Origin of the sequence: Photorhabdus laumondii subsp. laumondii (genome assembly GCF_003343245.1) — a bacterium.
Classification (GTDB): Bacteria; Pseudomonadota; Gammaproteobacteria; order Enterobacterales; family Enterobacteriaceae; genus Photorhabdus; species Photorhabdus laumondii.
The window spans coordinates 1524170-1549064 of the sequence record NZ_CP024901.1 but is presented as its reverse complement, the minus strand read 5'-3'; the positions used below and the strand labels follow the sequence as shown (position 1 = coordinate 1549064).

The 24895-nt window shown below is 40.9% G+C and carries 18 protein-coding genes and 6 tRNA genes; 16 read left to right on the top strand and 8 right to left on the bottom strand.

The features are described from left to right. Position 1: 1 nt before the first annotated feature. The 5 genes from PluTT01m_RS06870 (at position 2) to fur (ending at position 5251) form a co-directional block, all read left to right on the top strand. The gene (locus PluTT01m_RS06870; RefSeq protein ID WP_011145654.1) at positions 2 to 2152 is read left to right on the top strand and encodes a type I secretion system permease/ATPase; all 2151 of its coding nucleotides are present in this window, start codon (positions 2 to 4) and stop codon (positions 2150 to 2152) included. A 187-nt stretch (positions 2153 to 2339) separates the two neighbouring features. Further along, entirely contained in the window at positions 2340 to 3308 is a 969-nt protein-coding gene (locus tag PluTT01m_RS06865) for a GlxA family transcriptional regulator (protein ID WP_041379984.1), read from the top strand. Positions 3309 to 3446: 138 nt separating this feature from the next. Then, positions 3447 to 3734 carry a LexA regulated protein gene (gene ybfE / locus PluTT01m_RS06860; protein ID WP_011145652.1) on the top strand — a complete coding sequence of 96 codons (288 nt, stop codon included), beginning with the start codon at positions 3447 to 3449 and terminating at the stop codon, positions 3732 to 3734. A gap of 174 nt (positions 3735 to 3908) precedes the next feature. Next, on the top strand, positions 3909 to 4439 hold the full coding sequence (fldA, locus tag PluTT01m_RS06855) for a flavodoxin FldA (RefSeq protein ID WP_011145651.1): 531 nt from the start codon (positions 3909 to 3911) through the stop codon (positions 4437 to 4439). Between the two features lie 365 nt (positions 4440 to 4804). Further along, positions 4805 to 5251 (top strand): ferric iron uptake transcriptional regulator, encoded by a 447-nt coding sequence (gene fur / locus PluTT01m_RS06850; protein ID WP_011145650.1) that lies wholly within the window; start codon positions 4805 to 4807, stop codon positions 5249 to 5251. 98 nt (positions 5252 to 5349) lie between these two features. On the opposite strand, the gene PluTT01m_RS06845 is transcribed toward fur, so the two are convergent. From PluTT01m_RS06845 to PluTT01m_RS06815, 7 genes are all read right to left on the bottom strand, one after another. Further along, positions 5350 to 5631: a type II toxin-antitoxin system YafQ family toxin gene (locus tag PluTT01m_RS06845; protein WP_011145649.1), complete on the bottom strand. Its 282-nt coding sequence runs from the start codon at positions 5629 to 5631 to the stop codon at positions 5350 to 5352. Beyond that, a complete protein-coding gene (locus PluTT01m_RS06840) occupies positions 5618 to 5881 on the bottom strand; it encodes a type II toxin-antitoxin system RelB/DinJ family antitoxin (protein ID WP_011145648.1) in 264 nt (87 codons plus the stop codon). The genes PluTT01m_RS06845 and PluTT01m_RS06840 overlap by 14 nt, the downstream gene beginning before the upstream one ends. Positions 5882 to 6201: 320 nt before the next feature. Beyond that, complete coding sequence (locus tag PluTT01m_RS06835; RefSeq protein ID WP_011145647.1) at positions 6202 to 8877, bottom strand: beta-N-acetylhexosaminidase; 2676 nt, start codon at positions 8875 to 8877, stop codon at positions 6202 to 6204. Between the two features lie 693 nt (positions 8878 to 9570). Beyond that, the gene (locus PluTT01m_RS06830; protein ID WP_011145646.1) at positions 9571 to 10020 is read right to left on the bottom strand and encodes a cupin domain-containing protein; all 450 of its coding nucleotides are present in this window, start codon (positions 10018 to 10020) and stop codon (positions 9571 to 9573) included. A 617-nt stretch (positions 10021 to 10637) separates the two neighbouring features. Continuing rightward, positions 10638 to 12305: an FAD-dependent oxidoreductase gene (locus PluTT01m_RS06820; RefSeq protein WP_011145645.1), complete on the bottom strand. Its 1668-nt coding sequence runs from the start codon at positions 12303 to 12305 to the stop codon at positions 10638 to 10640. 565 nt (positions 12306 to 12870) lie between these two features. Then, on the bottom strand, positions 12871 to 13227 hold the full coding sequence (locus tag PluTT01m_RS26575) for a hypothetical protein (protein ID WP_041379982.1): 357 nt from the start codon (positions 13225 to 13227) through the stop codon (positions 12871 to 12873). A gap of 620 nt (positions 13228 to 13847) precedes the next feature. Continuing rightward, the gene (locus tag PluTT01m_RS06815) at positions 13848 to 14612 is read right to left on the bottom strand and encodes an iron-containing redox enzyme family protein (RefSeq protein ID WP_011145644.1); all 765 of its coding nucleotides are present in this window, start codon (positions 14610 to 14612) and stop codon (positions 13848 to 13850) included. A gap of 449 nt (positions 14613 to 15061) precedes the next feature. Between PluTT01m_RS06815 and PluTT01m_RS06810 the strand changes: the two genes are divergently transcribed. Then, positions 15062 to 15955, top strand: a complete 894-nt coding sequence (locus PluTT01m_RS06810; protein WP_011145643.1) for a LysR family transcriptional regulator — start codon at positions 15062 to 15064, stop codon at positions 15953 to 15955. 169 nt (positions 15956 to 16124) lie between these two features. Here the strand turns inward: PluTT01m_RS06810 and glnS are convergent, their stop codons facing one another. Next, positions 16125 to 17792 (bottom strand): glutamine--tRNA ligase, encoded by a 1668-nt coding sequence (gene glnS / locus PluTT01m_RS06805; RefSeq protein ID WP_011145642.1) that lies wholly within the window; start codon positions 17790 to 17792, stop codon positions 16125 to 16127. A 1050-nt stretch (positions 17793 to 18842) separates the two neighbouring features. Between glnS and nagE the strand changes: the two genes are divergently transcribed. From nagE to PluTT01m_RS06755, 10 genes are all read left to right on the top strand, one after another. Next, positions 18843 to 20357, top strand: coding sequence for an N-acetylglucosamine-specific PTS transporter subunit IIBC (nagE, locus tag PluTT01m_RS06800; RefSeq protein WP_011145641.1), 1515 nt, complete (start codon positions 18843 to 18845; stop codon positions 20355 to 20357). Between the two features lie 277 nt (positions 20358 to 20634). Then, complete coding sequence (gene nagB, locus PluTT01m_RS06795; RefSeq protein WP_011145640.1) at positions 20635 to 21447, top strand: glucosamine-6-phosphate deaminase; 813 nt, start codon at positions 20635 to 20637, stop codon at positions 21445 to 21447. A gap of 84 nt (positions 21448 to 21531) precedes the next feature. Continuing rightward, the gene (gene nagA / locus PluTT01m_RS06790; protein WP_011145639.1) at positions 21532 to 22692 is read left to right on the top strand and encodes an N-acetylglucosamine-6-phosphate deacetylase; all 1161 of its coding nucleotides are present in this window, start codon (positions 21532 to 21534) and stop codon (positions 22690 to 22692) included. Between the two features lie 15 nt (positions 22693 to 22707). Then, positions 22708 to 23931, top strand: a complete 1224-nt coding sequence (nagC, locus tag PluTT01m_RS06785; protein WP_011145638.1) for a DNA-binding transcriptional regulator NagC — start codon at positions 22708 to 22710, stop codon at positions 23929 to 23931. Between the two features lie 151 nt (positions 23932 to 24082). Then, positions 24083 to 24159, top strand: a tRNA-Met gene (locus PluTT01m_RS06780). 5 nt (positions 24160 to 24164) lie between these two features. After that, positions 24165 to 24249: transfer RNA gene (locus tag PluTT01m_RS06775), tRNA-Leu, on the top strand. A 28-nt stretch (positions 24250 to 24277) separates the two neighbouring features. Further along, positions 24278 to 24352, top strand: a tRNA-Gln gene (locus tag PluTT01m_RS06770). Between the two features lie 52 nt (positions 24353 to 24404). After that, a tRNA-Gln gene (locus PluTT01m_RS06765) sits at positions 24405 to 24479 on the top strand. Positions 24480 to 24529: 50 nt separating this feature from the next. Beyond that, a tRNA-Met gene (locus PluTT01m_RS06760) sits at positions 24530 to 24606 on the top strand. A gap of 5 nt (positions 24607 to 24611) precedes the next feature. Continuing rightward, positions 24612 to 24686, top strand: a tRNA-Gln gene (locus PluTT01m_RS06755). Positions 24687 to 24895: the final 209 nt, after the last annotated feature.

Here is a 24895-nt window from a genome sequence, read left to right as displayed (position 1 = left end):
CGTGAACCTATTACCTTCTTCTGCTACTGACTCCAGTAACTACACTCATAATCAGGCGCTGAATTGCATCGTCTATGTGGGGAAACAATTTCATAAGTCAGCTACTGTCGATCAACTTCAACACAGCCTGGGTTTTGACTCCTTATATCTGAGTGAACTACAGCTGCGTGAAGCCGCCAACGCTATTGGGCTACACAGTAAAATTGAGCGATTAACTGTCAACACAGGGCCAACATTACCCTTACCGGCATTGATTGAGCTGGAACAACGGTGGTGGGTACTCATTGAAGTCGAGAATGACAATATTACCATTCTCGATCCTGTGACTGAACAAACTCAATCGCTTTCCCTATCTACATCTACGGGTAATAAAGAGAATGTATATAAGATTCTTTTAATCGCAGATCAGGAATTAACTAAGAAGCATGTCAAATTCGGCTTGAGCTGGTTTTATCCCTCCATTTTCCGCCAGAAAAGTCAGATAAGAGATCTGTTTTTGTTTGCCATGGTTCTCCAGTTATTTGCACTGGCCAGTCCGATCTTGTTTGAAAACATCATCGATAAGGTATTAGTAGGACGAAGTTTATCTAGCCTGCATGTATTAGGTATGGCTATGCTCGCTATCGCCCTTGCCGAACCCTTGTATAGCTTTATGCGCAACACCGTGTTTGGGCACATGGCAAGCCAGATAAATTCCGAGCTCTCCGGGCGACTGTATCGTCATCTGGCAGGATTGCCGCTGCAATATTTTAAGCAACGGCAAACAGGGCAGATCATTGCCAGAGTCAGAGAGATGTCTCAAATCCGCCAGTTTCTGACAGGTTCTACCCTGATGCTGTTGCTGGATTTAATTTTCGTCATCATGTTTATTGGCATCATGTTTTATTATGCCTGGATACTAACCTGGATTGTTATTGGCTCACTTTTTGTTTACTTCATATTCTGGGTAGTCGCCGGGCCGGTTATTCGCCGCAAAGTAGAAGCAGAATATGAAACCGATGCAAATGCAACAAGCTTTCTGACTGAAGCCGTCACTGGGATTGAAACCATCAAAACCACCGCTACTGAAAACCGTTTCTTACATCAGTGGCAGCGTATTCTCAGCCAACAGTTGACTAAAAGCTTCGCGGCACAGAAAAGCGGTTTAATCGCAGGACAGGGAATCGATTTTGTCCAGAAATTTACCTCCGCGATCCTCCTATGGTGGGGGGTGACCGAAGTCTTACGCGGTGAACTGACTCCGGGGCAACTTATCGCCTTCAATATGCTGGCCGGACACGTCACGCAACCTATCCTCCGGCTGGCACAGGTTTGGCAGGATTTTCAGCATACGTTAATCGCGTTGAAACGTGTGGGGGATATTCTTGATGAGCCAATGGAAAACAGTAAACAGGGATTGGCTTCTGTACCTGAGCTGGAAGGCCAAATTGAATTCAAAAATATTCGCTTCCGCTACCATGACGATACACCGGAAGTTCTGGCGAACCTGTCGTTATTGATAAAATCGGGTCAATTTATTGGTATAACTGGACCGTCCGGTTCAGGTAAAAGTACTCTCACCCGTTTGCTACAAAGGTTATACGTACCTCAACATGGACAAGTTTTGATTGATGGCATGGATTTAGCTATTGCTGATCCCGTCTCTTTACGCCGCAATATGAGTGTTGTGCTCCAGGAAAGTATCCTGTTTTCTGGCAGCATCACCGATAACATTCGGCTGTGTAAGCCCAACGCAACAGATGCAGAAGTCTATCGTGCCGCTGAGTTAGCCGGGGCCATTGAATTTATTCAATCCCTTCCTCACGGTTTTGCGCATCCAGTTGGGGAGAAAGGAGTCAATCTTTCAGGTGGTCAAAGACAGAGAATCGCATTAGCAAGAGCGCTCTTGGTCAACCCAACCATCCTGATCCTTGATGAAGCTACCTCAGCATTGGACTATGAATCTGAAGCGGCAATCATGGCAAATATGGACGAAATATGCCGTAACCGAACAGTGATCAGTATTGCTCACAGGCTCAATACAATTCGCCACGCGGATAAAATCTGTGTGTTAGATCAGGGGCAAATTATCGAATTTGGCTCACATGACCAATTGCTCCAGCAAGGCGGCTTATACGCGCATCTGTGGCATCAACAAATTGGCGAAAACTAAATGGCAATTCAGCCAATTCTTAACAAAGACGGAATAAGTTTTGGCTGAAATTATTTTTTATTTTACTTGTTTGTTCAAAAAAAATAACTCAATGTAATTAAATTATTCAAATTGTTACAATAAGTTATTAAGATGTTAGATAATGAAATATCTTGATACATCTTAATTTTTAAGTTGGAGAATTCTTATGGACAGGAATCCAGTTTCTTTAAGCGTGTTAGTATTTTCAGGAGGATCTCTGACTTCTATCACTGGCCCAATAGAAATTTTAACCACTGCCGCTCGTTTAGCCGGAGCGCCGGAGCCAGAAATCAATATTGTCACACAGGATAATCAGGACGCTGTCGGGATGGGTGGTGTTCGGCTAAAACCCAATAAACTCATAGGAGAAATAAAACAAACAGATATTGTCCTGGTGGGTTCAATTGGGGCCCCTTATTGCGATTTCGATCTTTGTACTCAAGAAACCTTAGATTGGCTCCAGATGATGGAAGAAAAAAATGTTCTTATCGTCTCCGTTTGTACAGGCTCTTTTGTACTGGCTAAAGCTAATTTACTCAATAACCGCAAAGCCACCACACACTGGCTATTTACCAAATTATTTAAGGACATGTTTCCGCAAGTACAGTTACATTCAGAAATAAAAGTCACCAGCGATAACAATATTTTTTGTACTTCTGGTACCTATGAATACAACGATGTCATGATGCATATTATTGAACAGATATATGGTCAAAATACCAGGGAAACCTGTAGTCAGCTCATATTTGGTAATATGGAAGGCCTCCCCTCTCATACTCTCGCAAGTTTTGTACCCTATCGCCAACATTCAGATACATTAATCCACAAACTACAAGACTGGATGCATTCTGCCCCATCAGACAGATTATCGGTTGGCAATTTGGCCGATAAAATTCATCTGTGTGAAAGGCAAATGAAGCGGCGCTTTAAGACTGCAACCGGCCAGACACCGATTCAATATATCCAACAGATTCGACTATCTCTGGCGAAATGCCGGTTAGAAAAATCGAATAAGACCATAGAAGAAATCAGCCATGAAGTTGGTTATGAAGATACTCGCTATTTCAGAGAGTTATTCAAGAAACTTAATGGGTTAACACCAATAGAGTACCGTAGAAAATACCAACACCGCTAAAACGGAAACTCAAGCATAATCCTTTACAGATAAGCAATGACGCCGCTTTTATCTTTGTCAGGCAGTAGCGATACACTAGAAGCTGGGGTATCATGGCGTGCTATATTTTATGGTATACGCCCTTTACTAATTGAATTTATGGCAAAAGAACAAATGGATCGCACCACTCTGGATTTGTTCGCAAATGAACGCAGACCGGGGCGCCCAAAAACCAACCCACTTTCCAGGGATGAACAACTCAGAGTCAACAAGCGTAACCAACTTCGCCGTGATAAGGTGCGTGGTCTGCGTCGTGTGGAGCTGAAAATAAATGCTGATGCAGTAGACGCACTTAACTTTCTTGCACAGCAACGCAACATCAGCCGCAGTGAACTCATTGAGCAAATTTTGCTGGCCCAGTTAGCAGAAAGTAACACCACGACTTGATAGCATTGAAGGCACGAAATCACACAAATTTGACAGAATTGTCCTGACTGTTTAGTCAGAATAGGATTTTGCTTTTTTATTAATACAATCAGAACCTTTTTTACTGATTTTTAACATTTTATACGTATATCTCATACAGAAATACACAAATAAAACAAGAGGTTATATTATCCTATGGCAATTATAGGTATATTTTTTGGCAGCGATACCGGCAACACGGAAAATATTGCCAAAAAGATCCAAAAAATTCTGGGTTCCGACATTGCAGAAGTTCATGATATTGCCAAGAGCAGCAAAGAAGATATCGAACAGTTCGATATTCTATTGCTCGGCATCCCCACCTGGTACTACGGTGAAGCACAGTGTGACTGGGATGATTTCTTCCCTACTCTGGAAGAGATCGATTTTGAAGGGAAGTTGGTCGCTCTTTTTGGTTGTGGTGATCAGGAAGATTACGCGGAATATTTCTGCGATGCTATGGGAACCATCCGTGACATTATTGAACCCCGCGGTGCCATTATTGTTGGTCATTGGCCAACCGAGGGCTATCACTTCGAAGAATCAAAAGGTCTGGCTGATGATAGCCACTTTATTGGGCTTGCTATTGATGAAGACCGCCAACCAGAATTAACAGAAGAGCGTGTTAATGCCTGGACTAAACAGATCTACGAAGAGCTGAGTTTGTCAGAAATTCTTGCAGGATAGCGGCCTATCCCAGTAAGCGTAATTGGTGCAGGCCATTTCTTATCAATAGTGAACCCACGGTAGGTGAGAAGTGACTCGCTTCACTCACCCTGTGGGATCGCATTCAAAGGCTATTACTTTTGTCAAAACACGGCTTAAATCCGCTTTTTATTACCAAGAATGGCAAAAAATAGCCTAAACATGATAAATAGTAAGGTTATTCCTGCGTTTTATAAACGATTATTCTGGCAAAATGTGTAATGAAAGTTAAGGTTAACGTGGTTTTCATTTTCATTAGCCATGCCTATAATCATAATCTGATAACTAACTGGTACTTTTTGCAGTATCACTAAGTTCACTTTACTGAGTAACAGGACTGAATCCGCATGACCGACAACAATAAGGCATTAAAAGATGCTGGACTTAAAGTTACACTTCCTCGTCTGAAAATATTGGAAGTGTTACAGGAGCCTGAATACCACCATGTCAGTGCGGAAGATCTCTACAAGAAACTGATTGATAACGGTGAAGAGATTGGACTTGCTACTGTCTACCGCGTGTTGAATCAGTTTGATGATGCCGGTATTGTCACCCGTCATAACTTTGAGGGTGGCAAATCGGTTTTTGAACTCACTCAACAACACCACCACGACCATTTAATCTGCCTGGACTGTGGTAGAGTCATTGAATTCAGTGACAAATATATCGAAAGACGCCAGAAGAACATTGCTGAGCGTTATGGGATTAAACTTTCAAACCACAGTCTTTATTTATATGGTCACTGCTCTGCCGGTAATTGCCGCGAAGATAGTAGTGCACATGACGAGAAGTAATTCACTCCTGAGTTTTTATCCACCTAGAGAGGGGAACCCGCCAGGGTTCCCCTAAAGGGGCTATATTTTCAGGTTGATTCGGGCCTGTCAAAAATGAGCTATAAGCCAAGCTCTGAGTGAGAGCCAAGACGGACAAGGCACAATGTGTCCGCATCGGGTTTCTGATAAATCAGTATCAAGTCAGGCTTGATATGACAATCTCGAAAATCCTTCCAATCACCAGAAAGAGCATGATCGCAATATTTCGGCTCTAGCAAACTATCAGAAGCTAATAATTCAATCATCAGCATCAGTACGTCATCAAGAACTTCACGATGCCGACCTTTCTTTTCTCTCTTGTAATCTCGCTTGAATTGGCTTGCGTAGTCAATCGTCCGCATTAAGATCAGCCATTAAATCTTTTACAGTGGAGAATGATTTACCGCAACCTTTGCGAGCTTCTTTCATTGCAGCTATTGTTGTCTCATTTGGTACTAACGGTTCAAAAGGTAACACTTTTTCTCTTGCTACCCGCGTTAACATCATGCGAACAGCATCTGATACAGTCAAACCCATAGCAGCCAGAACAGCAGCTGCCTCTGTCTTAATCTCTCCATCAATACGGGTTTGTACTAATTGGTTTGTAGCCATATAAGATCTCCCATTGAATTACATTGTAATGCAAATGTAATTCAATGAATGTCTATAATCAACTTTCGCTCAATACATGAAGAGGTAATTGAATTTCATCTATTGAAAAATTTTTACATAACTAACATCATAAATATAACTGTAGTTTATCCAATTTACCCATTTTTCCTCTGAATCTGTAGTACGAGCCTGTCGGGCAACTCGATATCGAGACACAACTTGTTACCAATCACCTCAACGTAATGTTTGAAATGGCGAGGTTTTTCAGAAATTAGTCTCATTGAGGAACCCGCCAGGGTTCCCCTCTTGCTACAACATTATCATGCCTTTACATTATCAATTCGACTGTAACGTTTACCGTCCGGGCTGACAGAACGGATCAACACATCACCTCTCACTCTTGGGCGTTTATGGTTGTTATAAACTTCCCAGTTATGACCGCCATCCGTCGAATACTGGATTACCAATCCAGGCAGAGCAACATTAGCCCGCAAAATACCCCGTTTTACCTTAGCCCCCGGAACCGGTAGACGGTAAGCAATGCCCGCTTTATCCAGTTTACTAAGCTCACGTTGCCCTATCAGGTTAGCGAACCGGGTCCAGTCACGATTAAGCGCATCTATATCGACTTTATACGTTTCTCCACGCTTATATACCTGGCCCGGAATATAATCCAACTCCCAACCGGCCCGGTGCCATGCCCGTTCCGCTAGCGGCAACAAGCGCGGATAAATCATATATTCCATCTGCTCATCAGTCCGAACCGTTTCACTCCATCCTTGACCTGAAAGCCCATAGGCACCCGGCCACGGTTTATCACTTTTCGCACTGAATGCATTACCATCACGGTCAACGGAAGTTTCAGCATTTTGCGGTATGTTATTGGGCGCAAAACTAAAGATCTTAGCTTCATCGTTAAAACGAGCCGCCCAATAATAGCCACGTTCTTGTGGATGAACTTCATATGGCATATCCAGATAAATATAATCTGGGCTAGATATCACCACGTCATAGCCCTTATTCGCCCAATCATTGACTGAATCAAAGCCGCCATCGTAGAGAGTGTCCCAAAAATTCACCCCAACGCGTTTGGTGGCAAAATCTTTAGCACTGCTAGCATGTTTTAAACCATCCTGCCATGCCTGCATCCTCTCGATACCATTAGCATTCACAATTTTGCTCACTTCAATTGCGAAGTCGCTGGCAAGATGATCAATGTCTTTCACAACACCCTGTTCTATCAACTTCTGACAAATCTGAGACTTAGCCCACGGTTTATCTTCCGCACTTTTATCAATGATGCCCTTACCCGGTACGATAGGACCATTTTTATCCTGGAATCCGTCTCCCAAACGGATATTCTTCGCTTCATCTCCCCCAAAATGCCAAGTCTCCAATGGTGAACCTGCTACTTTATGCATAGCAGCAATTTCACCTATGACTTTCTCAACAAACCGTTTTGAAGAATCCATACACGGGTTCAAATAACTGCGGCGATCATAGAGCTGAACCGATGTTGCTCTGGTGGTATCCGTTGGATCGAGCAAACGATATTCACTCGCCCCTTTCACATTCCCCTGAGCAATTAATTTTTTATAGCGGGCTTCCATAGAAACAACCGCGGCACGAGCATGGGCTGGCATATCAATTTCAGGAATAACGTCGATATAACGAGCTTTAGCATATTTCAGAATATCAATGTAATCTTGACGGCTGAAATATCCGCTCCCCATGTTGTTGTTATCGGGGCCTGAACCCAATTGTGGTAATAAACATTGAGTTTCACTTAAATCATGACACCGCTGGCTGCCAACTTCCGTCAACTCAGGTAATCCAGGAATTTCCAAACGCCAACCTTCATCATCAGACAGATGAATATGGAGTTTATTCAGTTTGTAACTTGCCATTTGGTCAAGCAAACGCAGAACAGCCTGTTTACTGTGGAAATTACGCCCTACATCAAGGAGTGCACCACGATATTCAAAGCGGGGCGCATCTTTTGCCGTCAAAGTAGCAATCTTCCTATCGCCATCAACAGGAATTAATGACAACAGAGATTGAAGACCGTAAAACACCCCAGATTGGTCAAAAGCAACAATTTGTGCCCCATTCTGGGTCACATTCAGACGGTAAGCCCCTTTAACCTGCCAATCGCCAGGAAACTCTGAAGAGATAATCTGGGTCGCAACTGAATAACCACTATCCTCTAATTTAATGCCTTGATCAGTAAAACGTTTTCTGACAAGAATAACTGCCTCGTCATTTAAACCACCCAATTCCAGTCTCACCCCGCCAGATAAATCAGCATCCTCGGGAAAAATCTGAACCTCTTTTGGTGTCGGGATAATTTGCCCACGCAACTTCTCTGATCCAACCTTTTTGACCTGCAAATTCTTCATATAACGATTTTCAGGCGTCATCAAAATATTGTTATCTGTCTGTGTGCGTTTCCACTGATCATCGGTGAAAGCAGATAAGAATTGACTTAGATCTTCTGTATCCGTACTAACAAGCACTTTAGGCTTCGCATCACCCGACGTTGCATACCAGCGAGGTAGAAAATCAGTGCTGTAAATCTGCCAGTATTCTCCAATAAACGGCAGTTTTACCTGCTCATTAGCTTTAATACCGGTGAATTTTTCGGTTGGCTCCAGTCTATGTAAATCGCCCGTAATACGCGTGATTTTAAACTGTTCATTATCCACGCTCAGGACCTGACGAATACTGTGGAAATAAATCGCCCAGTCAATAGAGTCAATCGCCTGATTACCATTGGTTAAAGTAATATCCACTCGATTACATTTAGCCCAATCTGCCCCCAGTACCGCACAGTTAACGCCGTGATCTCCTGCCTGATTATCAACAACTTTATAATTAACTTTTAATTGACTCAGTGCATCAACCACTTGCTGCGCTGTTTGGGAAGCATATGCAGAACCCATAAGTCCAACAGTTGCAGTCAGTGCTGCTAATGTATGCAATTTAAATTTCTTCATTATTACCTCTTTCAAACACAAAAGTTATGTAAGGTAAGCCACTGCTCATAGGCACTAAGAGCAGCAACAACGAGCCATGAGAAGACAATAGACGGCATGATGACGTTGAATTTAATCGCTTTCTCGTTTTGGAAAAAAAATGCCAATCTTTACGCCATATGTAACCATAAAATTACTGCCAAAAATGTAAATAGATTTACAAAATAAAAAACATTACATTAAGAAAGAAAATTAAAATCATCTAATCGACATCTATAAAGATTATTTTTCGCACCACAAATTATCAATAGTGAAAAAAGGATTTTTTGTAAAACATGACAGAGAACACATTAAAAAATAACGAGATAGAAGTTATACACCTCATTGATATAAAAATAGAAATAATACAAAAACGAAAGATTAACACTATAAGAAAATACTAGAAAACAGATCGATTAATACAAATACTTTCTAACTAAAATAGATATAAAATTATTTACCAATGATAATATTTAAAAAAATAAACTACCAATTGTGATTTGTTTTTCTATTATAGAGAATCATTAAATGATCAAAGTTTAACTGAATAAAAAATTCAATAATTGAGATGAAATTAATATATATATACCACCGGGATATTGCTAATAACATCTATCCCGGTGAAAACATTATCTGTTTTTAAATACAATCTATAAAACCTACACTTACTTAAATTCAAAGCTCTTCACGAACAGCAAGACCTAAGTTTTGCAACATTGGGGCATTCTCACATGCAATATAGAATACTTCATTAATAGCACTACTATTGACATGTTGATGCCATGCCCATACAGGAACATATATCGCATCACCGGCTTTCCATGAAATATGTTGTTCACCAATGAGTGAATACCCCTCCCCATTAACGATATATATTATAGTTTCATAACTGTGTCTGTGTTTACGGGTCGATTGTCCAGGTTGTAACCCTCCCAGAGTCATACTGAGAACTTTACTAGGTAAATTAACCATAGCCACTTTATGGCGCCTTTCATTTGAGAAATTCAAATCTTGACTCACTTCAGAGTTCAATACATTTTCATGAATCAATTGAGTAGGCTTATCTTCAATTAATTCTCCGGGAACTTTACCAAAGTCTCCAGATGAGAAAAACGTTTTTTTCACTATAATTACCTCTAATATTGTAGTTCATTGTAAAGTTTGTATTTTTTAACCATCTTGAAATAATACTCAACATATTTTATCTTAGTTACCATTTCGGCCTATCTTATCTAATTATCCTAGCAATACCATGTCATATGCTGGTAATTTCTGACAAACGCACAAAAAGTGCCATCAAAATTACCGATAAGTTTTTTTATAATATTAACTGCATCATTCTACGTAATAACAGTGGTGGTTGAACTATATTATCGTTCTATATCCGTTATCTTTCAAGTTGCCTCTTTGTTGGCTACACTCGCTCACCCCGGTCACATCGTTATCTATACCCGTCATCTTTCAAACTGCCTCTTTGTTGGCTGCACTCACTCACCCCGGTCACATAGTTAGCTATGCTCCCGGGGATTCACTCCCTTGCCGTCGCGATGCATCTTGAAATCCATTGGGTATATACACTTTCCACAAGCGCGCTTTTCTTAATGTGCTAACACCAAACCCCAATAATATTTCGACTGCTCGCTGACTTTTTTATATGCGCACCAGATGTATTAGTTAACCATTATATTATTAACCCTATTTCATTAGCGTTAATATCTTCATCCCAGAAAATCATCCCTTACTTACCTACCGACAATTTTATCCAAAATTGAACTTATGTTGTCAGGAACCCTATCACCTCTCCAAGCAATATATTGGTCAGGACGCACTAAAAGGAGCCTGGTTTGATATAATTGCCAAGCATCATGACCGGGAAGATCAATAATCTTGACCGGAATTTTACGTTGATATGCCTGAGCTAATAATTCAGATATATCGGGAAAATGAGATCCTACCCGAAGCAAACTAAACCCGGAGCCTAAAATATCGAACAGAGATACTTTAGTGCCAGAAATAGGTGTGAGCCATAAGTGCGGCAATCTCCCTCCGGGTACACTACTTGGTTTATAATTAAGCCAATCATCATCCGGTACGGGATCGCTATTAATAATATGAGAAGAACTATCATATCGGGCACCAAGTTCCACACCGATAGAAGTAAATTGACAGAGAAAATGACTTAACTCAATATTAATCTTTTCACGCGCCAGATCACCCGCATAATCCGCATCCTCTAAATTTGCAGGCACATATAGTGATGCTGTCTGCCGTGTATAAGAACGTGCAGCGGCAGTATTTCTCCATGCAATTGGACGACGCTCGCTTTCATAAGAATCCATTAACGCATTACCTGCCCAGCCATTTATAGACGCAACAATTTTCCAAGCTAAATTGCTAGCATCGTCGATCCCTGTATGCATACCAAAACCACCGGTGGGAGCAAATAAGTGAATAGAATCTCCTGCTAAATATACCCTACCCTCAGAATATTTATCAGCAACGAGAGCAACACCGCCTTTCCATATCGTATTGCCAAGGACTAATACCTCAGCATCTGAACCTATTCCTGCCTGCGCTATGCGAACGACTTCCAAATCATCGATAACTTTCCCATCCTTACTCTGAGTCACAAATAAAAAATCATCTTTACCGTCCAGGCAGATAAATAACATATTTTCCCTAGGTGAAATAATATTGTATATCCAGGATTTTTTGTCTCGTAATAATCCCTGGTGAATTCCAGGAACACGGATATAACTGGAAACCATTCCACCCGTTAGAAAACCTGCCTTAGCTTCAACGGTTCCTTCGTAAACTATACCAAGCTTAGATCGAACAAAGCTCTGTCCGCCATCACACCCAACCATATATGCAGCTTGCCAAACTTCATCTGCATACTTTCCATCAATATGCTCCGCATAAAGTTTTACTTCATCTTTATACTGGACAAAATCTTTAACGCGCCAGCCATATCTTATTGTAATATTTGGACGACTCTTTGCATGTTGTAGTAGAAACCTTTCAACATACATTTGATTTGCACGTATTATGGGTTCTGGAACGGGATCTGTCGAAGCCGCATTTTCGCGCATAGACATTTTCTCCATTTCCGACGGTAACGTAATCCGTGCAAGCTCCCATCCATTAAACTTGGTAAAATATGATACGTCCAAAGGGAACTCTTTTGGCACGCCTAATGACCGAATAGGCTGAGATATGCCTACACGACGAAAATGCTCCATAATACGGGCACTATGGGTACTGCCTTTAGGCTGCCATCGGGTCTCTTCTTCCAAATTAAAGATAACGGAACGAACACCATATAAATCCAAAAATAAAGCCAACATTAGACCAACGGGTCCACCACCAACGATGGCAACAGGTGATACAGAAATATTTTCCGAAGTCAAAATATACTCTCCTTAATAATGATTAATAGCAATAAATATTTCAGACCAAATATACCCGTTATCTTTCAAGTTGCCTCTTTGTTGGCTGCACTCTCTCACCCCGGTCACAGAGTTATCTATGCTCCCGGGGATTCGCTCCCTTGCCGTCGCGATACATCTTGAAATCCATAGGGTATATATTAATTAAAAAATTTATATATCTGTGAATTATCTCCTTTTCCTCGCTCCTCATATAAAACAAAATAGTTATAACCATGTTCTATGTATCATTCACTAAACACCGTTTCATTTCCCTGGCAGTTAAGCTCCACAACTCTTTTTCCTGAGTAATTGTGATACTTTCTCACTTCTTTAAGGAAACGCTTATATATCCGTTATCTTTCAAGAATAAATAAAAATGAGAGCTCAAAAAAATAACATCAAAAATTTCACTATTTTTTAATATTTAAAATAAATCATCATATCCAACAGAAACGAATTCATTTATCTTATATCACACTACACTAAACAAGGTATTCTTTATCGTTTCCTTAATGTAATAAACAATATTCTGATAATATCCCTCTCATACTGTCATAACAATAATATACCCGTTATCTTTCAAGTTGCTTCTTTGTTGGCTGCACTCCCTCACCCCGGTCACATAGTTATCTATGCTCCCGGGGATTCGCTCCCTTGCCGCCGCGATGCATCTTGAAATCCATTGGGTATAACTCTTACGTCGTAGCTTAATTCTAAAAAAGAGGTATCCTAAATTCTTAGTAAAAATACCGGTGAACTGAAAGTGAGTTGGTGGGAACACATCTTTGTGAATGTTAAAGAACCACTCCATGCGTTCAAACTCAGAGACATCGGGAGATTCAGCAAGAATCAATCTTTTTATAATTGCAATAACCGTATTTTCATAAAAACCTCCATTCACAATATTTTACCTTCGCCATAATTAACTCTAATTACTGGATGTATATACCCGTTATCTTTCAAGTTGCCTCTTTGTTGGCTGCACTCTCTCACCCCCGGTCACAGAGTTATCTATGCTCCCGGGGATTCGCTCCCTTGCCGTCGCGATCCATCTTGAAATCCATAGAGCATAATTAACAATTTCTAAAATCCCATCTGGAAATTTTTATTTCTTTCATATTTATCGAGAATTTCAGGAGAAATATCACTTACTTAGGTTTTAGAACTTTACCTATTGCCATCGAAGAAATTTGACCGAAACTATTCACAACAACGACATATTCTCTAATATAGTATTTCTTCTCGACCTTTTCCAATATTAGTTGAATAATTTATTGTCCAACAATATTTACATCTAAATTTAACTTTCCATTCAATAGAATCAATAATTACTAATTTCGTTTTTTTATTTTTGACATCATACGAGTTCAATCCAATAATTATTACATTATATATGATTACGATCGTTTGTATTACTTATTTTGCCAAAAATATCCCCACCAACGCTTTATGCTGATATTTCATCACTAGAAACTATATCAAGTACCTTTGCTGTACATGTCATTATGTACACAAAGTATCTCAATCACACTCGGATAAAAGCATCGTTACATCTGTATTTGTCCTGATATTGCTTTGATACAGTTCATTAAGCATCCCAATGCGAAAACGCACCATTTCTTCACCAACCGCAATAACATCCCCCCTTCGGTAAGGTTTCTCTTCAATCATTCGATCAATAATTTTTCTCATCGCAATTGCATGATCTTCATCCTCTTCAACATGGATTCTAAAGAAATGTAATGCATCATCAGGTGCCTTTATTAATTGCAAGGCATCTAAAATTGGGCCATAAACTAAAGGTACGATCGCCTCAGCACCTAAACACAGTGCCGCAAGCCCTCTTAGAGAATCATCACTGCGGCAGTGGCGAAACATGGCATCAATCAGTTGTTGAGTACTGTTAAGAATCGGGTCACTTTTAGGAACAGCGTTAATAGCCGTCATCGCTTTTTTATATAACTTTGCATGAGATATCTTTGCTGCATCGGTTCCTGTTAGCTCTTCCAACAGATTATGAGAAAGCAGCATAAAATCTTTTTGATCTGCTAAACCTCCCATCAATGAACACAGATAACGGGTGAAATATTGTGAATAGTAATGGTGCTGGATCATAAACTTTCTTAATAAATTCTGGTCCGCCTCTCCAGAACGGCAAGCGACCAAAAATATATTCGAATTAAGCTCCTCCAATAACACTTTAGAGAAAACATCTTGCCATAATGGAGATAAAAAATAACCGGCCTCTTCTTTAAGCTCGTTTTGAGTATTGATAGTGAGTTCCATAATAAACCCTTTTAGTAACATTCAACCGATGAAATAGATGATATACAAGCTCTTCTCAAGCCAAAAATATTAGTTCTATGTTTATGCAACCCTATCAATCTCTTAACAGAGATTGCTGTAAAGCCGTAGGTAAGAATATAGATATTAATGCTCCAACTCAGTTCTACTGTGCACTGTATTCAAAGGGATAAACGCGGCAACAAGACCAGCAGTCAGGACAAGTGAAATTTTATTTACGTTCGATCCTATGTCTATTTTGGTTTTCATGACCATTTCAATTTTCTTTCAGCCTTGAATCTGTATGGCTTTCCGCTATATAGCAGCCAAATAAAGATAAATTTTATTTCATACTACAGATTCGCTAATAGTGAATAAATAGACCTAAAATCACTTCTGAAGTGACTTTCTTGTCACCAATAGTGACCTAATAAAAATCCCAAGAGGCCCAAATGAATAATTTGAGTGGATTCATGATCTTCATCCATGTCGCCGAAGCTCGTAGTTTTGCAACCGCAGCCCGGCAACTCGGACTCTCTCCTTCGTCCGTTAGCAAAAGCATATCCCGATTAGAGGACAAATTAGGTGTCCGCCTGCTCCAACGTAGCACCCGTAGTGTCAGTTTGACGGCGGAAGGCACACTGTTCCTTGAGCGCTGTAAACGCATCCTGGACGAGATTTCCACTGCGGAACATGAACTATTAAGCTCTATCTCTGCCCCTCAAGGCCGCCTGCGAGTAAGTTTGCCATTGCTCAGTAACCTGATGTTACCCGTATTATCTGCTTTTGTGACTTGTTACCCACAGATAGAGCTGGAACTGGATTTTAGTGATCGATTAGTTGATGTTATCGATGAAGGCTTCGACGCCGTGGTTCGCACCGGGGAACTCAACGATTCACGACTCATGAATAAACGTATAGGGTCTAGCCGTTTTATCTATGTTGGCGCTCCAAGTTACTTTGCACAACACGGTAAACCATCACACCCCAGAGAGTTACTACACCACGCCTGCTTGATGCATCGTTTTCCCACTACCGGCCTTTTAGAGAAATGGCCGCTATGCTTAGGAAGATCCGAAATAGACATACATCTTCAAGCAAAGATAACCAGCAATCATGTCGAAACACTGCTACACATGGCGATTCAAGGCCACGGCATAGCCTGTTTGCCTGATTTTACCGTTAAACAAGCATTAGCTAGCGGTACATTGTTAACAATCTTGGATAAGTGGGCGGGTACTTCAAGCACCTTCCGTGTTCTCTGGCCATCTAACCGTTGGGTACTACCTAAAGTCAGAGCTTTTGTCGATTTTATGGCAGATAATTTATTCCCAAAAGAGAAATGAAAATGCCCATAAATGACATAATTAATCTCTTTGACTTTATTCTGTAATTCCGACACCTCGTTTATCCATGACTCAATCTTCTCTAGTAATGACAAATTTAGCCATAAAAAAACTGCACCTCAATGCTGGATTAAGTGTCCAACTTGTGAGGTACAGTTCATTATCTCAATTAATCCTGAGAAATTTTTGCCCAAGTATCACGCAGGCCAGCGGTACGGTTAAATACCAGATTTTCTGCACTGGAATGACAACTATCAGCACAGAAATAACCTTCACGCTCAAACTGATAAGTTTGTTCTGATTTAGCATCAGCTAAACTTGGCTCAACAAAGCCCTGACGGATCACCAGTGATTCTGGGTTGATTGTCGCCAGAAAATCATCCTCCGCACCTGGGTTCGGCACGCAGAACAGACGATCATACAGACGGAATTCAGCAGCAACCGCATGAACCGCACTAACCCAATGAATAACACCTTTCACTTTCCGACCATCCGCTGGATCTTTATTCAACGTTTGATCATCGTAGCTGCAATAGATTGTCGTGATATTATCGTCAGCATCTTTCTCAACGCGCTCCGCTTTAATGATATAAGCGTTACGCAGACGAACTTCTTTACCCAATACCAGACGCTTATATTGACGATTCGCCTCTTCACGGAAATCTGCTCGGTCAATATAGATCTCACGACTAAATGGCACTTCACGGCTGCCCATCTCCGGTTTGTTCGGATGATTAGGCATACTCAAAATCTGCTCCCCTTCTGGCATGTTTTCGATCACTAATCTGACCGGATCAAGAACAGCCATTGCGCGAGGCGCATTTTCGTTCAGATCATCACGGATACAAGATTCCAATGCTGCCATTTCCACATTATTATCCTGCTTGGTGACACCAATACGACGACAGAATTCACGAATAGACGCGGCAGTATAACCACGACGACGCAAGCCTGAGATCGTTGGCATACGTGGGTCATCCCAACCTTCAACAATCTTATCTGCCACCAGCAGATTCAGCTTACGCTTAGACATAACCGTATATTCAAGGTTCAAACGCGAGAATTCATATTGGCGTGGACGACAATCAATGGTGATATTTTCCAGCACCCAGTCGTACAGGCGGCGGTTATCCTGGAACTCCAGCGTACACAGCGAATGTGTAATACCTTCAAGCGCATCAGAAATACAGTGAGTAAAATCGTACATTGGGTAGATGCACCATTTGTTACCACACTGATGATGCTCTGCAAATTTAATCCGGTACAAAACCGGATCACGCATCACAATAAAAGGGGATGCCATATCAATTTTAGCGCGCAGACAAGCTTTACCTTCGTCAAATTCACCGGCACGCATTTTTTCGAACAACACCAAGTTTTCTTCAATAGTGCGGTCACGATATGGGCTATTTTTGCCCGGCTCTTTTAACGTACCACGATATTCACGGATCTCTTCTGGACTCAATTGATCAACATAAGCCAGACCTTTGTTGATCAATTCAATAGCATACTGATACAGCGTATCGAAATAATTAGAAGAGTAGCGAATATCACCGCTCCACTCAAAACCTAACCACTGAACATCATTTTTAATAGAATCGACGTATTCAACATCTTCCTTAACTGGATTGGTATCATCAAAGCGCAGATTACACTGCCCCTGATAGTCCTTTGCAACACCGAAGTTCAAACAGATAGATTTTGCATGACCAATATGCAGATAACCATTGGGTTCAGGCGGGAAACGAGTATGTACCGATGTATGTTTACCAGTTGCCAAATCTTCGTCAATTATCTGACGAATAAAGTTTGTCGGGCGGGCGTCTGCCTCACTCATTGTTTTATACCTCAATAATGCCAAAAACGCGTCACATAACCGCCTATAATCCAACAAGCAGTGCCGAGAAACAACCATTTGTTCGTGTAAAATGGCGATTCAGTACAAAGTTGGAGCGAAAAAACACTCAACAGTAGCACATGTCAACAATACAGCTCGCTTTATTATAATTATCCGTGAAAACAAAGGAACATTGAGTAAGTTATGATAATGAAATAACCCGTAAGACTGGTTTTTAACCCATATTTCATTCAACCATAACAAATATTACCTAATAACAATCATCCAATTTTAAAAAATAAATAATTGATACTATATCTATTACCAATGACTATTTGATAAAATTAAAATAAGTCTATAATTTAAATTTCCAAATTATCTATTGATTGATGTTTTTACTCTGTAAATATAAACAAATAATTATATATATCAAATTTATTATTAAAACACTATTTATGATGTTCTAAATTGAAATTTATATAAAAAATACAAAATAATAATAAGTTAATTTTAGAATCAATTCGATAATTCAACTATTTTACTACCGGATTTTAGCAAAATTACACTGCCATTCTAATAGGTATTTATTTAAAAATAAATTTACAATCATGCTAATAAAATAAATCTATTCTTGTCTGTACATCACGCTATATACCCAATAGATTTCAAGATGCATCGCGGCGGCAAGGGAGCGAATCCCCGGGAGCATAGATAACGATGTGACCGGGGTGAGTGAGTGCAGCCAACAAAGAGGCAACTTGAAAGATGACGGGTATAAACTCTTTAATTTCAAAAGCGTGTTTTGAAGCAACATCTTCCCGCGATTAACTTATTAAGTTAATTCAGTTAAAAATTTGAACCCGTTTACTATTTGAACCCATTTACTACAGATGACTCAATTTATGCAATTTTAAACAATATCGCTACAGTGATCACAATTACTCACTTATGTGTAGCTTTTTATTATTTTTCAACTAAAAATAAGTTGTATTGCTGTTATTAATGGCGAGCTATTTTTCAATAAAATTTCCTACAAATAAGGTAAGCATTATGGGTATATTCAATTACTTGCAGCGATTGGGAAAAGCATTAATGCTTCCCATTGCCACGCTTCCCGTAGCAGCACTTTTGCTACGTTTCGGCCAACCCGACGTATTTAATATTCCTTTCATCGCCAGCGCTGGCGGTGGTATTTTTGAAAACCTCCCGCTACTATTTGCATTAGGTATCGCAATAGGCTTAGCAAAAGATAATGCTGGCGCTGCCGCACTGGCAGGTGTCGTCGGTTTTTTAGTACTCACTAAAGCCACGTCAGTCATAGACTCGACTATCAATATGTCTTTTTTCGCAGGTATTATCGCAGGTATTGTTGCCGGTCATTGTTATAACCGTTTTTCAAATACACGTCTGCCAGAGTTTCTCGCTTTCTTCGCCGGTAAGCGATTAGTCCCTATCATGACCGGCATTATTTGTCTGTTCATTGCATGGATATGTGGCTATGTATGGCCATATGTCCAGCACGGTATTGATACTTTCAGCCTTTTAGTATCAAAGAGCGGCATGGCCGGATGGTTTACTTATGGTGTGCTTAACCGCTCTCTCATTCCATTTGGTTTACACTATATCCTGCATTCTGTTTTCTGGTTTAGTCTGGGTGACTGTCTGAAAATTACTTATGACTTAGCCAGTTCTGTACATAATATCTGCCTGGCACCGGATATTGTCCGTTCTCTGACCATCGGCGCAGCGGTTCCAGGTATTGATGGCTCTACTATTACCCAAATAGCCACCGATATGAGCCGCGGCGACTTGAACCGTTTCTTCGCCGGTGATCCACATGCCGGAATCTATATGGCCTGGGCTTATCCTATCTTTATGGGCGGTTTGCCCGGCGCTGCATTGGCAATGTATCTTGCAGCACCAAAGGAACGTCGTCCTCAGATTGGCGGGATGCTATTATCCGTCGCTTTAACCGCATTTTTAACCGGTATAACTGAACCAATAGAATTCTCATTCCTATTCCTGGCTCCAGCTTTATATGTTCTGCATGCCATATTGGCTGGTGTTAGCATGGTTATCGTCAATTCATTGGGTATTCTGCATGGCTTTGGATTCTCTGCCGGATTAATTGACCTTGTATTGAGCTGGGGTCTGGCAACCAAGCCGTGGTTGTTAATCCCATTAATCGCCTTATTCTTTGTACTGTATTTTGTTTGCTTCACCCTCATGATTCGTATTTTTAACTTACGTACACCAGGCCGCGAAATTGGAGAAACAACTCAAGCGACTTCCGCCTCCCAAGACAACGAAACAATTCAACATTACATTACCGCTCTTGGTGGTGCACAAAATATTCATGCCGTAGATGCCTGCATTACCCGTCTCCGTTTAACCGTTGAAGACAACACACAATTGGATGAACACCGGTTAAAACAATTAGGTGCAAAAGGCATCCTGAAAATAGGTAAGCAGAGTGTTCAAGTGGTATTGGGACCCCAAGCAGAAAGTATTGCCGGGCAGATACGTACTCAGCTATCCTCAGATAGACCAGACAAAAGATCGTAGTTAAAAACACCTCGAACTTAAAAGGGAACTCATCTCTCGTTCCCTTTTATTTTTCTTGCAAAAATAAGATGACTGAATCAGTGACAAAAACAGTAAAATTCATCATTTATCCTATTAATTTTCTGGCTATTTTTTGTATCTTATTTTAATATAAAAAATATCTATGAAGTACAGCATATCTCTGCTCATAAAAATGATTTAATATTCACGCGATAAAAAGATTAGTTAATCAACTAATTTATCCAACTGCTATAATTTCTTGTTTTAAGAGGCAATTATGAGGCTGATCCCCCTAGCGAATGCAAGTGACGTTGGTAAATGGTCCGCACACTATATCGTTAGCAAAATCAATGCATTTAACCCCACCGCCGAGCACCCTTTTATTTTGGGGTTGCCAACCGGCAGTACACCACTGGCAACTTATAAGGAATTAATTGCTCTGCATAAAGCAGGGAAAGTCAGTTTTAAATATGTCGTGACATTCAATATGGACGAATATGTCGGTATCACCGAAAATCATCCACAAAGCTATCACCATTTTATGCACCAGAATTTCCTTGATCACATTGATATTCCAAAGGAAAATATCAATCTGCTCAATGGTAATGCTTCTGATGTCGAAACAGAATGTCAACGTTATGAAGACAAAATTAAATCTTACGGTCAGATTCATCTATTTATGGGGGGCGTCGGTAATGACGGTCATATTGCTTTCAATGAACCCGCATCATCCCTGACTTCCCGTACACGCATTAAAACACTTACCGTAGAAACCCGCACGGCTAACTCCCGCTTCTTCGATAATGATATTAATCAGGTGCCTAAATACGCCCTGACCGTAGGTGTAGGCACGTTAATGGATGCAGAAGAAATTATGATCCTCGCAACGGGTCTAAATAAGGCCCAAGCCATTCAGGCAGCAATTGAAGGCAATGTTAACCATATGTGGACAATAAGCTGTCTGCAAATGCATCCTAAATCCATCATTGTCTGTGACGAACCAGCAACAATGGAATTGAAGGTAAAAACAGTCAAATACTTCCATCAACTGGAAGCAGATATTATCGGCGAATTCGCTAGCAAAAAATAAGAATCTACGCAGCCTGATGTCTCTCTCAGGCTGATTACCGCCATTATCTTCAATCATCATCTCCCGATCCCATAGGAGGCTAAGATGTATGCTTTAACCAACTGCATTATATATACCGGTCACAATAGACTAGATGAGCATGCCGTTATCATTGCAGACGGCTTAATTAAACGAATTTGCCTAACACAAGAGTTACCCGAACATATTGAAAAACGTGATCTAAATGGTGCAATTCTTTGCCCCGGCTTTATTGATCTGCAAGTGAATGGTTGTGGTGGTGTTCAGTTCAACGATCAGTTGGAAAACATTTCAGAAAAAACGCTGGATATCATGCAAAGAACCAATGAACGCTCTGGCTGCACCAGCTATTTGCCGACTCTGATTACCAGCACAGACGAATTGATGATGGCCTCTGTTGAGGTAATGCGCACTTATCTTAAACATAATCAGCATCAGGCTTTAGGCTTGCATCTGGAAGGACCTTATCTCAACCCAGCAAAGAGAGGCACTCATAATCCCGAGCTTATCCGTAAGCCCACATCTGAAATGATAAATTTCCTGTGCAATAACGCTGATGTCATCACTAAGTTGACCCTCGCACCGGAAATGGTTGAGCAAAAGTATATTCAGCAGTTGGTAGAAGCCGGTATTATTGTTTCTGCCGGTCATTCAAATGCCAGTTATGAAGAGGCCCGACAAGGATTCCAAAACGGAATTACTATCTCAACCCACCTTTATAATGCCATGCCAGCTATTTCGGGACGCCAACCCGGCTTGATTGGCGCTATCTTTGATACACCTGAAATCTATGCTGGCATCATCGCTGATGGTTTACACGTTTCATGGCCAAATATTCGTAATACTAAGCGTTTGAAAAATGATAAATTAATTCTGGTAACGGATGCGACCATCCCAGCAGGACTTGATCCCGCCATCAGTAAAATGGCACATTTCACCTTTGCGGGTAAGACCATATACTATCGCAACGGATTATGTGTTGATCAAAACGGCGTTTTAAGTGGCTCCTCTCTCACTATGATAGATGCCGTTAAAAATAGCGTTGAACATGTTGGTATTGCATTGGATGAAGCACTGAGGATGGCAACTCTTTACCCTGCCCGCGCAATTGGTGTTGATAAATATCTTGGCACTGTTGAAACCGGGAAAATCGCTAACCTCTGTGTTTTCAATCACGACCTTAAAATCTGCACGACCATCGTTAACGGAAAAGAAACTGAACTTTGACGGACTAAATAGCTGATGAGTTATAACAACACACAAAAACAAATTGGTAATATTGACCTTGTAAAACAACTTAACGGGGCCGTGGTATATCGGTTGATTGATCAACAAGGGCCAATCTCTCGCATTCAAATTGCTGAGCAAAGTCAACTTGCGCCAGCCAGTGTGACTAAAATTACTCGTCAGTTACTTGAACGCGGCTTGATTAAAGAAGTCGATCAACAAGCCTCTACCGGAGGCCGCCGTGCCATTTCCATCGTTACAGAAAATCGTCACTTCCATACTGTTGGTGTCCGCCTTGGTCGCCATGATGCTACTCTTGCTCTTTATGATATGAGTGGCAAGGCATTGGTTGAAGAACATTATCCACTGCCTGAAGCGACTCAGCAAAAAGTTGAAAACCAACTTATCAACGCAATAGAAAATTTTATCCAGCAAAATCAACACAGAATCCGCGAACTGATCGCCATCTCAGTTATCCTGCCCGGATTAGTTGACCCAGATACCGGCATCGTCCGTTATATGCCTCATATCAAAGTAACCAATTGGACTCTGGTCGATAACCTGAAAAAACATTTCAACATTAGCTGTTTTGTTGGTCATGATATCCGCAGCCTGGCATTAGCTGAACACTATTTCGGTGCCACCCGTGATTGTGAAGATTCAATACTGGTACGTATCCATCGGGGTACCGGTGCCGGGGTAATTATCAATAGCCAGATACTTCTCAATAATAGAGGAAACTTAGGTGAAATTGGTCATATTCAAATTGATCCACTCGGTGAACGTTGTCACTGTGGCAATTTTGGCTGCCTGGAAACTATCGCCGCTAACTCAGCGATAGAAGCGCGAGTTCAGCATCAATTAAAGCAAGGTTTTCCAAGCCAGCTAACATTAAATAATTGCAATATCAGAGCTATCTGCCAAGCTGCTAATCAAAATGATCCTCTAGCATCTGAAGTCATAAAAAGTGTCGGCCATTACCTCGGCAAAGCTATCTCTATCGCGATTAATTTATTTAATCCACAGAAAGTTGTTCTGGCGGGAGAAATTACTGAAGCTCAGAAAGTACTCTTACCCGCTATTCAAAGTTGTATCAACTCTCAGGTCCTGAAAGAATTTCGTCAAGATCTGCCGATCGTTATTTCTGAATTAGTCCACTGTTCTGCTATTGGCGCCTTCGCTCTGACTAAACGTGCTATGCTTAATGGTGTTCTGTTACAACACTTACTCGAAAGGTAATGTTATTTTTTGTTGATTTTGTCATCAAAATGCTTACATGCCAAACAAACAAGCGACTTTAAACAGATTTCGAGAAAAAAGCAGTTGACGCATTTAACTGATATACGCATAATGCGCCCCGCAACGCCGATGAAGGTAATGCAAAAAAGATGGCTACGTAGCTCAGCTGGTTAGAGCACAGCACTCATAATGCTGGGGTCACAGGTTCGATTCCCGTCGTAGCCACCATCTTTGCGGGAGTGGCGAAATTGGTAGACGCACCAGATTTAGGTTCTGGCGCCGCAAGGTGTGCGAGTTCAAGTCTCGCCTCCCGCACCATTCATTCATCGAGTTGTCGTTATTCAGATGGGGTATCGCCAAGCGGTAAGGCACCAGGTTTTGATCCTGGCATACCCAGGTTCGAATCCTGGTACCCCAGCCATAATTCTGATAACACAATTCTGACAACATGTTGTACAGTGACCACTTTCAGTTGGGGTATCGCCAAGCGGTAAGGCACCAGGTTTTGATCCTGGCATACCCAGGTTCGAATCCTGGTACCCCAGCCACTGGATATCAATCACTGGTATTTTTTAATAGATTTTCTCACATCAAAAAAGGCTACGTAGCTCAGCTGGTTAGAGCACAGCACTCATAATGCTGGGGTCACAGGTTCGATTCCCGTCGTAGCCACCACTTATTGGGGTATCGCCAAGCGGTAAGGCACCGGATTCTGATTCCGGCATTCCCAGGTTCGAATCCTGGTACCCCAGCCATATTTATCAATGTGTTACGTGAAGTGATATGTTGAAAAAATCCACAGAAAGAATAGAAAAAGAATATACAGGTAGAATATCTTTTGATGTAGAGGGCCACCGAGAGGTGTCTTTTGCTTTCCAGCCCCCTATCTTTTCTTGCTTGCTTGTTAATTACTGCATATAAAGAAAAACAAATTATCCACGTCATAATTAATATAGATTTACGA

What these genes read in the sequence shown, in the direction of transcription:
- PluTT01m_RS06865 (WP_041379984.1), top strand. Translation starts at nt 2,340, where the DNA reads ATGGACAGGAATCCAGTTTCTTTAAGCGTGTTAGTATTTTCAGGAGGA.
- ybfE (WP_011145652.1), top strand. Translation starts at nt 3,447, where the DNA reads ATGGCAAAAGAACAAATGGATCGCACCACTCTGGATTTGTTCGCAAAT.
- fldA (WP_011145651.1), top strand. Translation starts at nt 3,909, where the DNA reads ATGGCAATTATAGGTATATTTTTTGGCAGCGATACCGGCAACACGGAA.
- fur (WP_011145650.1), top strand. Translation starts at nt 4,805, where the DNA reads ATGACCGACAACAATAAGGCATTAAAAGATGCTGGACTTAAAGTTACA.
- PluTT01m_RS06845 (WP_011145649.1), bottom strand. Translation starts at nt 5,631, where the DNA reads ATGCGGACGATTGACTACGCAAGCCAATTCAAGCGAGATTACAAGAGA.
- PluTT01m_RS06840 (WP_011145648.1), bottom strand. Translation starts at nt 5,881, where the DNA reads ATGGCTACAAACCAATTAGTACAAACCCGTATTGATGGAGAGATTAAG.
- PluTT01m_RS06835 (WP_011145647.1), bottom strand. Translation starts at nt 8,877, where the DNA reads ATGAAGAAATTTAAATTGCATACATTAGCAGCACTGACTGCAACTGTT.
- PluTT01m_RS06815 (WP_011145644.1), bottom strand. Translation starts at nt 14,612, where the DNA reads ATGGAACTCACTATCAATACTCAAAACGAGCTTAAAGAAGAGGCCGGT.
- PluTT01m_RS06810 (WP_011145643.1), top strand. Translation starts at nt 15,062, where the DNA reads ATGAATAATTTGAGTGGATTCATGATCTTCATCCATGTCGCCGAAGCT.
- glnS (WP_011145642.1), bottom strand. Translation starts at nt 17,792, where the DNA reads ATGAGTGAGGCAGACGCCCGCCCGACAAACTTTATTCGTCAGATAATT.
- nagE (WP_011145641.1), top strand. Translation starts at nt 18,843, where the DNA reads ATGGGTATATTCAATTACTTGCAGCGATTGGGAAAAGCATTAATGCTT.
- nagB (WP_011145640.1), top strand. Translation starts at nt 20,635, where the DNA reads ATGAGGCTGATCCCCCTAGCGAATGCAAGTGACGTTGGTAAATGGTCC.
- nagA (WP_011145639.1), top strand. Translation starts at nt 21,532, where the DNA reads ATGTATGCTTTAACCAACTGCATTATATATACCGGTCACAATAGACTA.
- nagC (WP_011145638.1), top strand. Translation starts at nt 22,708, where the DNA reads ATGAGTTATAACAACACACAAAAACAAATTGGTAATATTGACCTTGTA.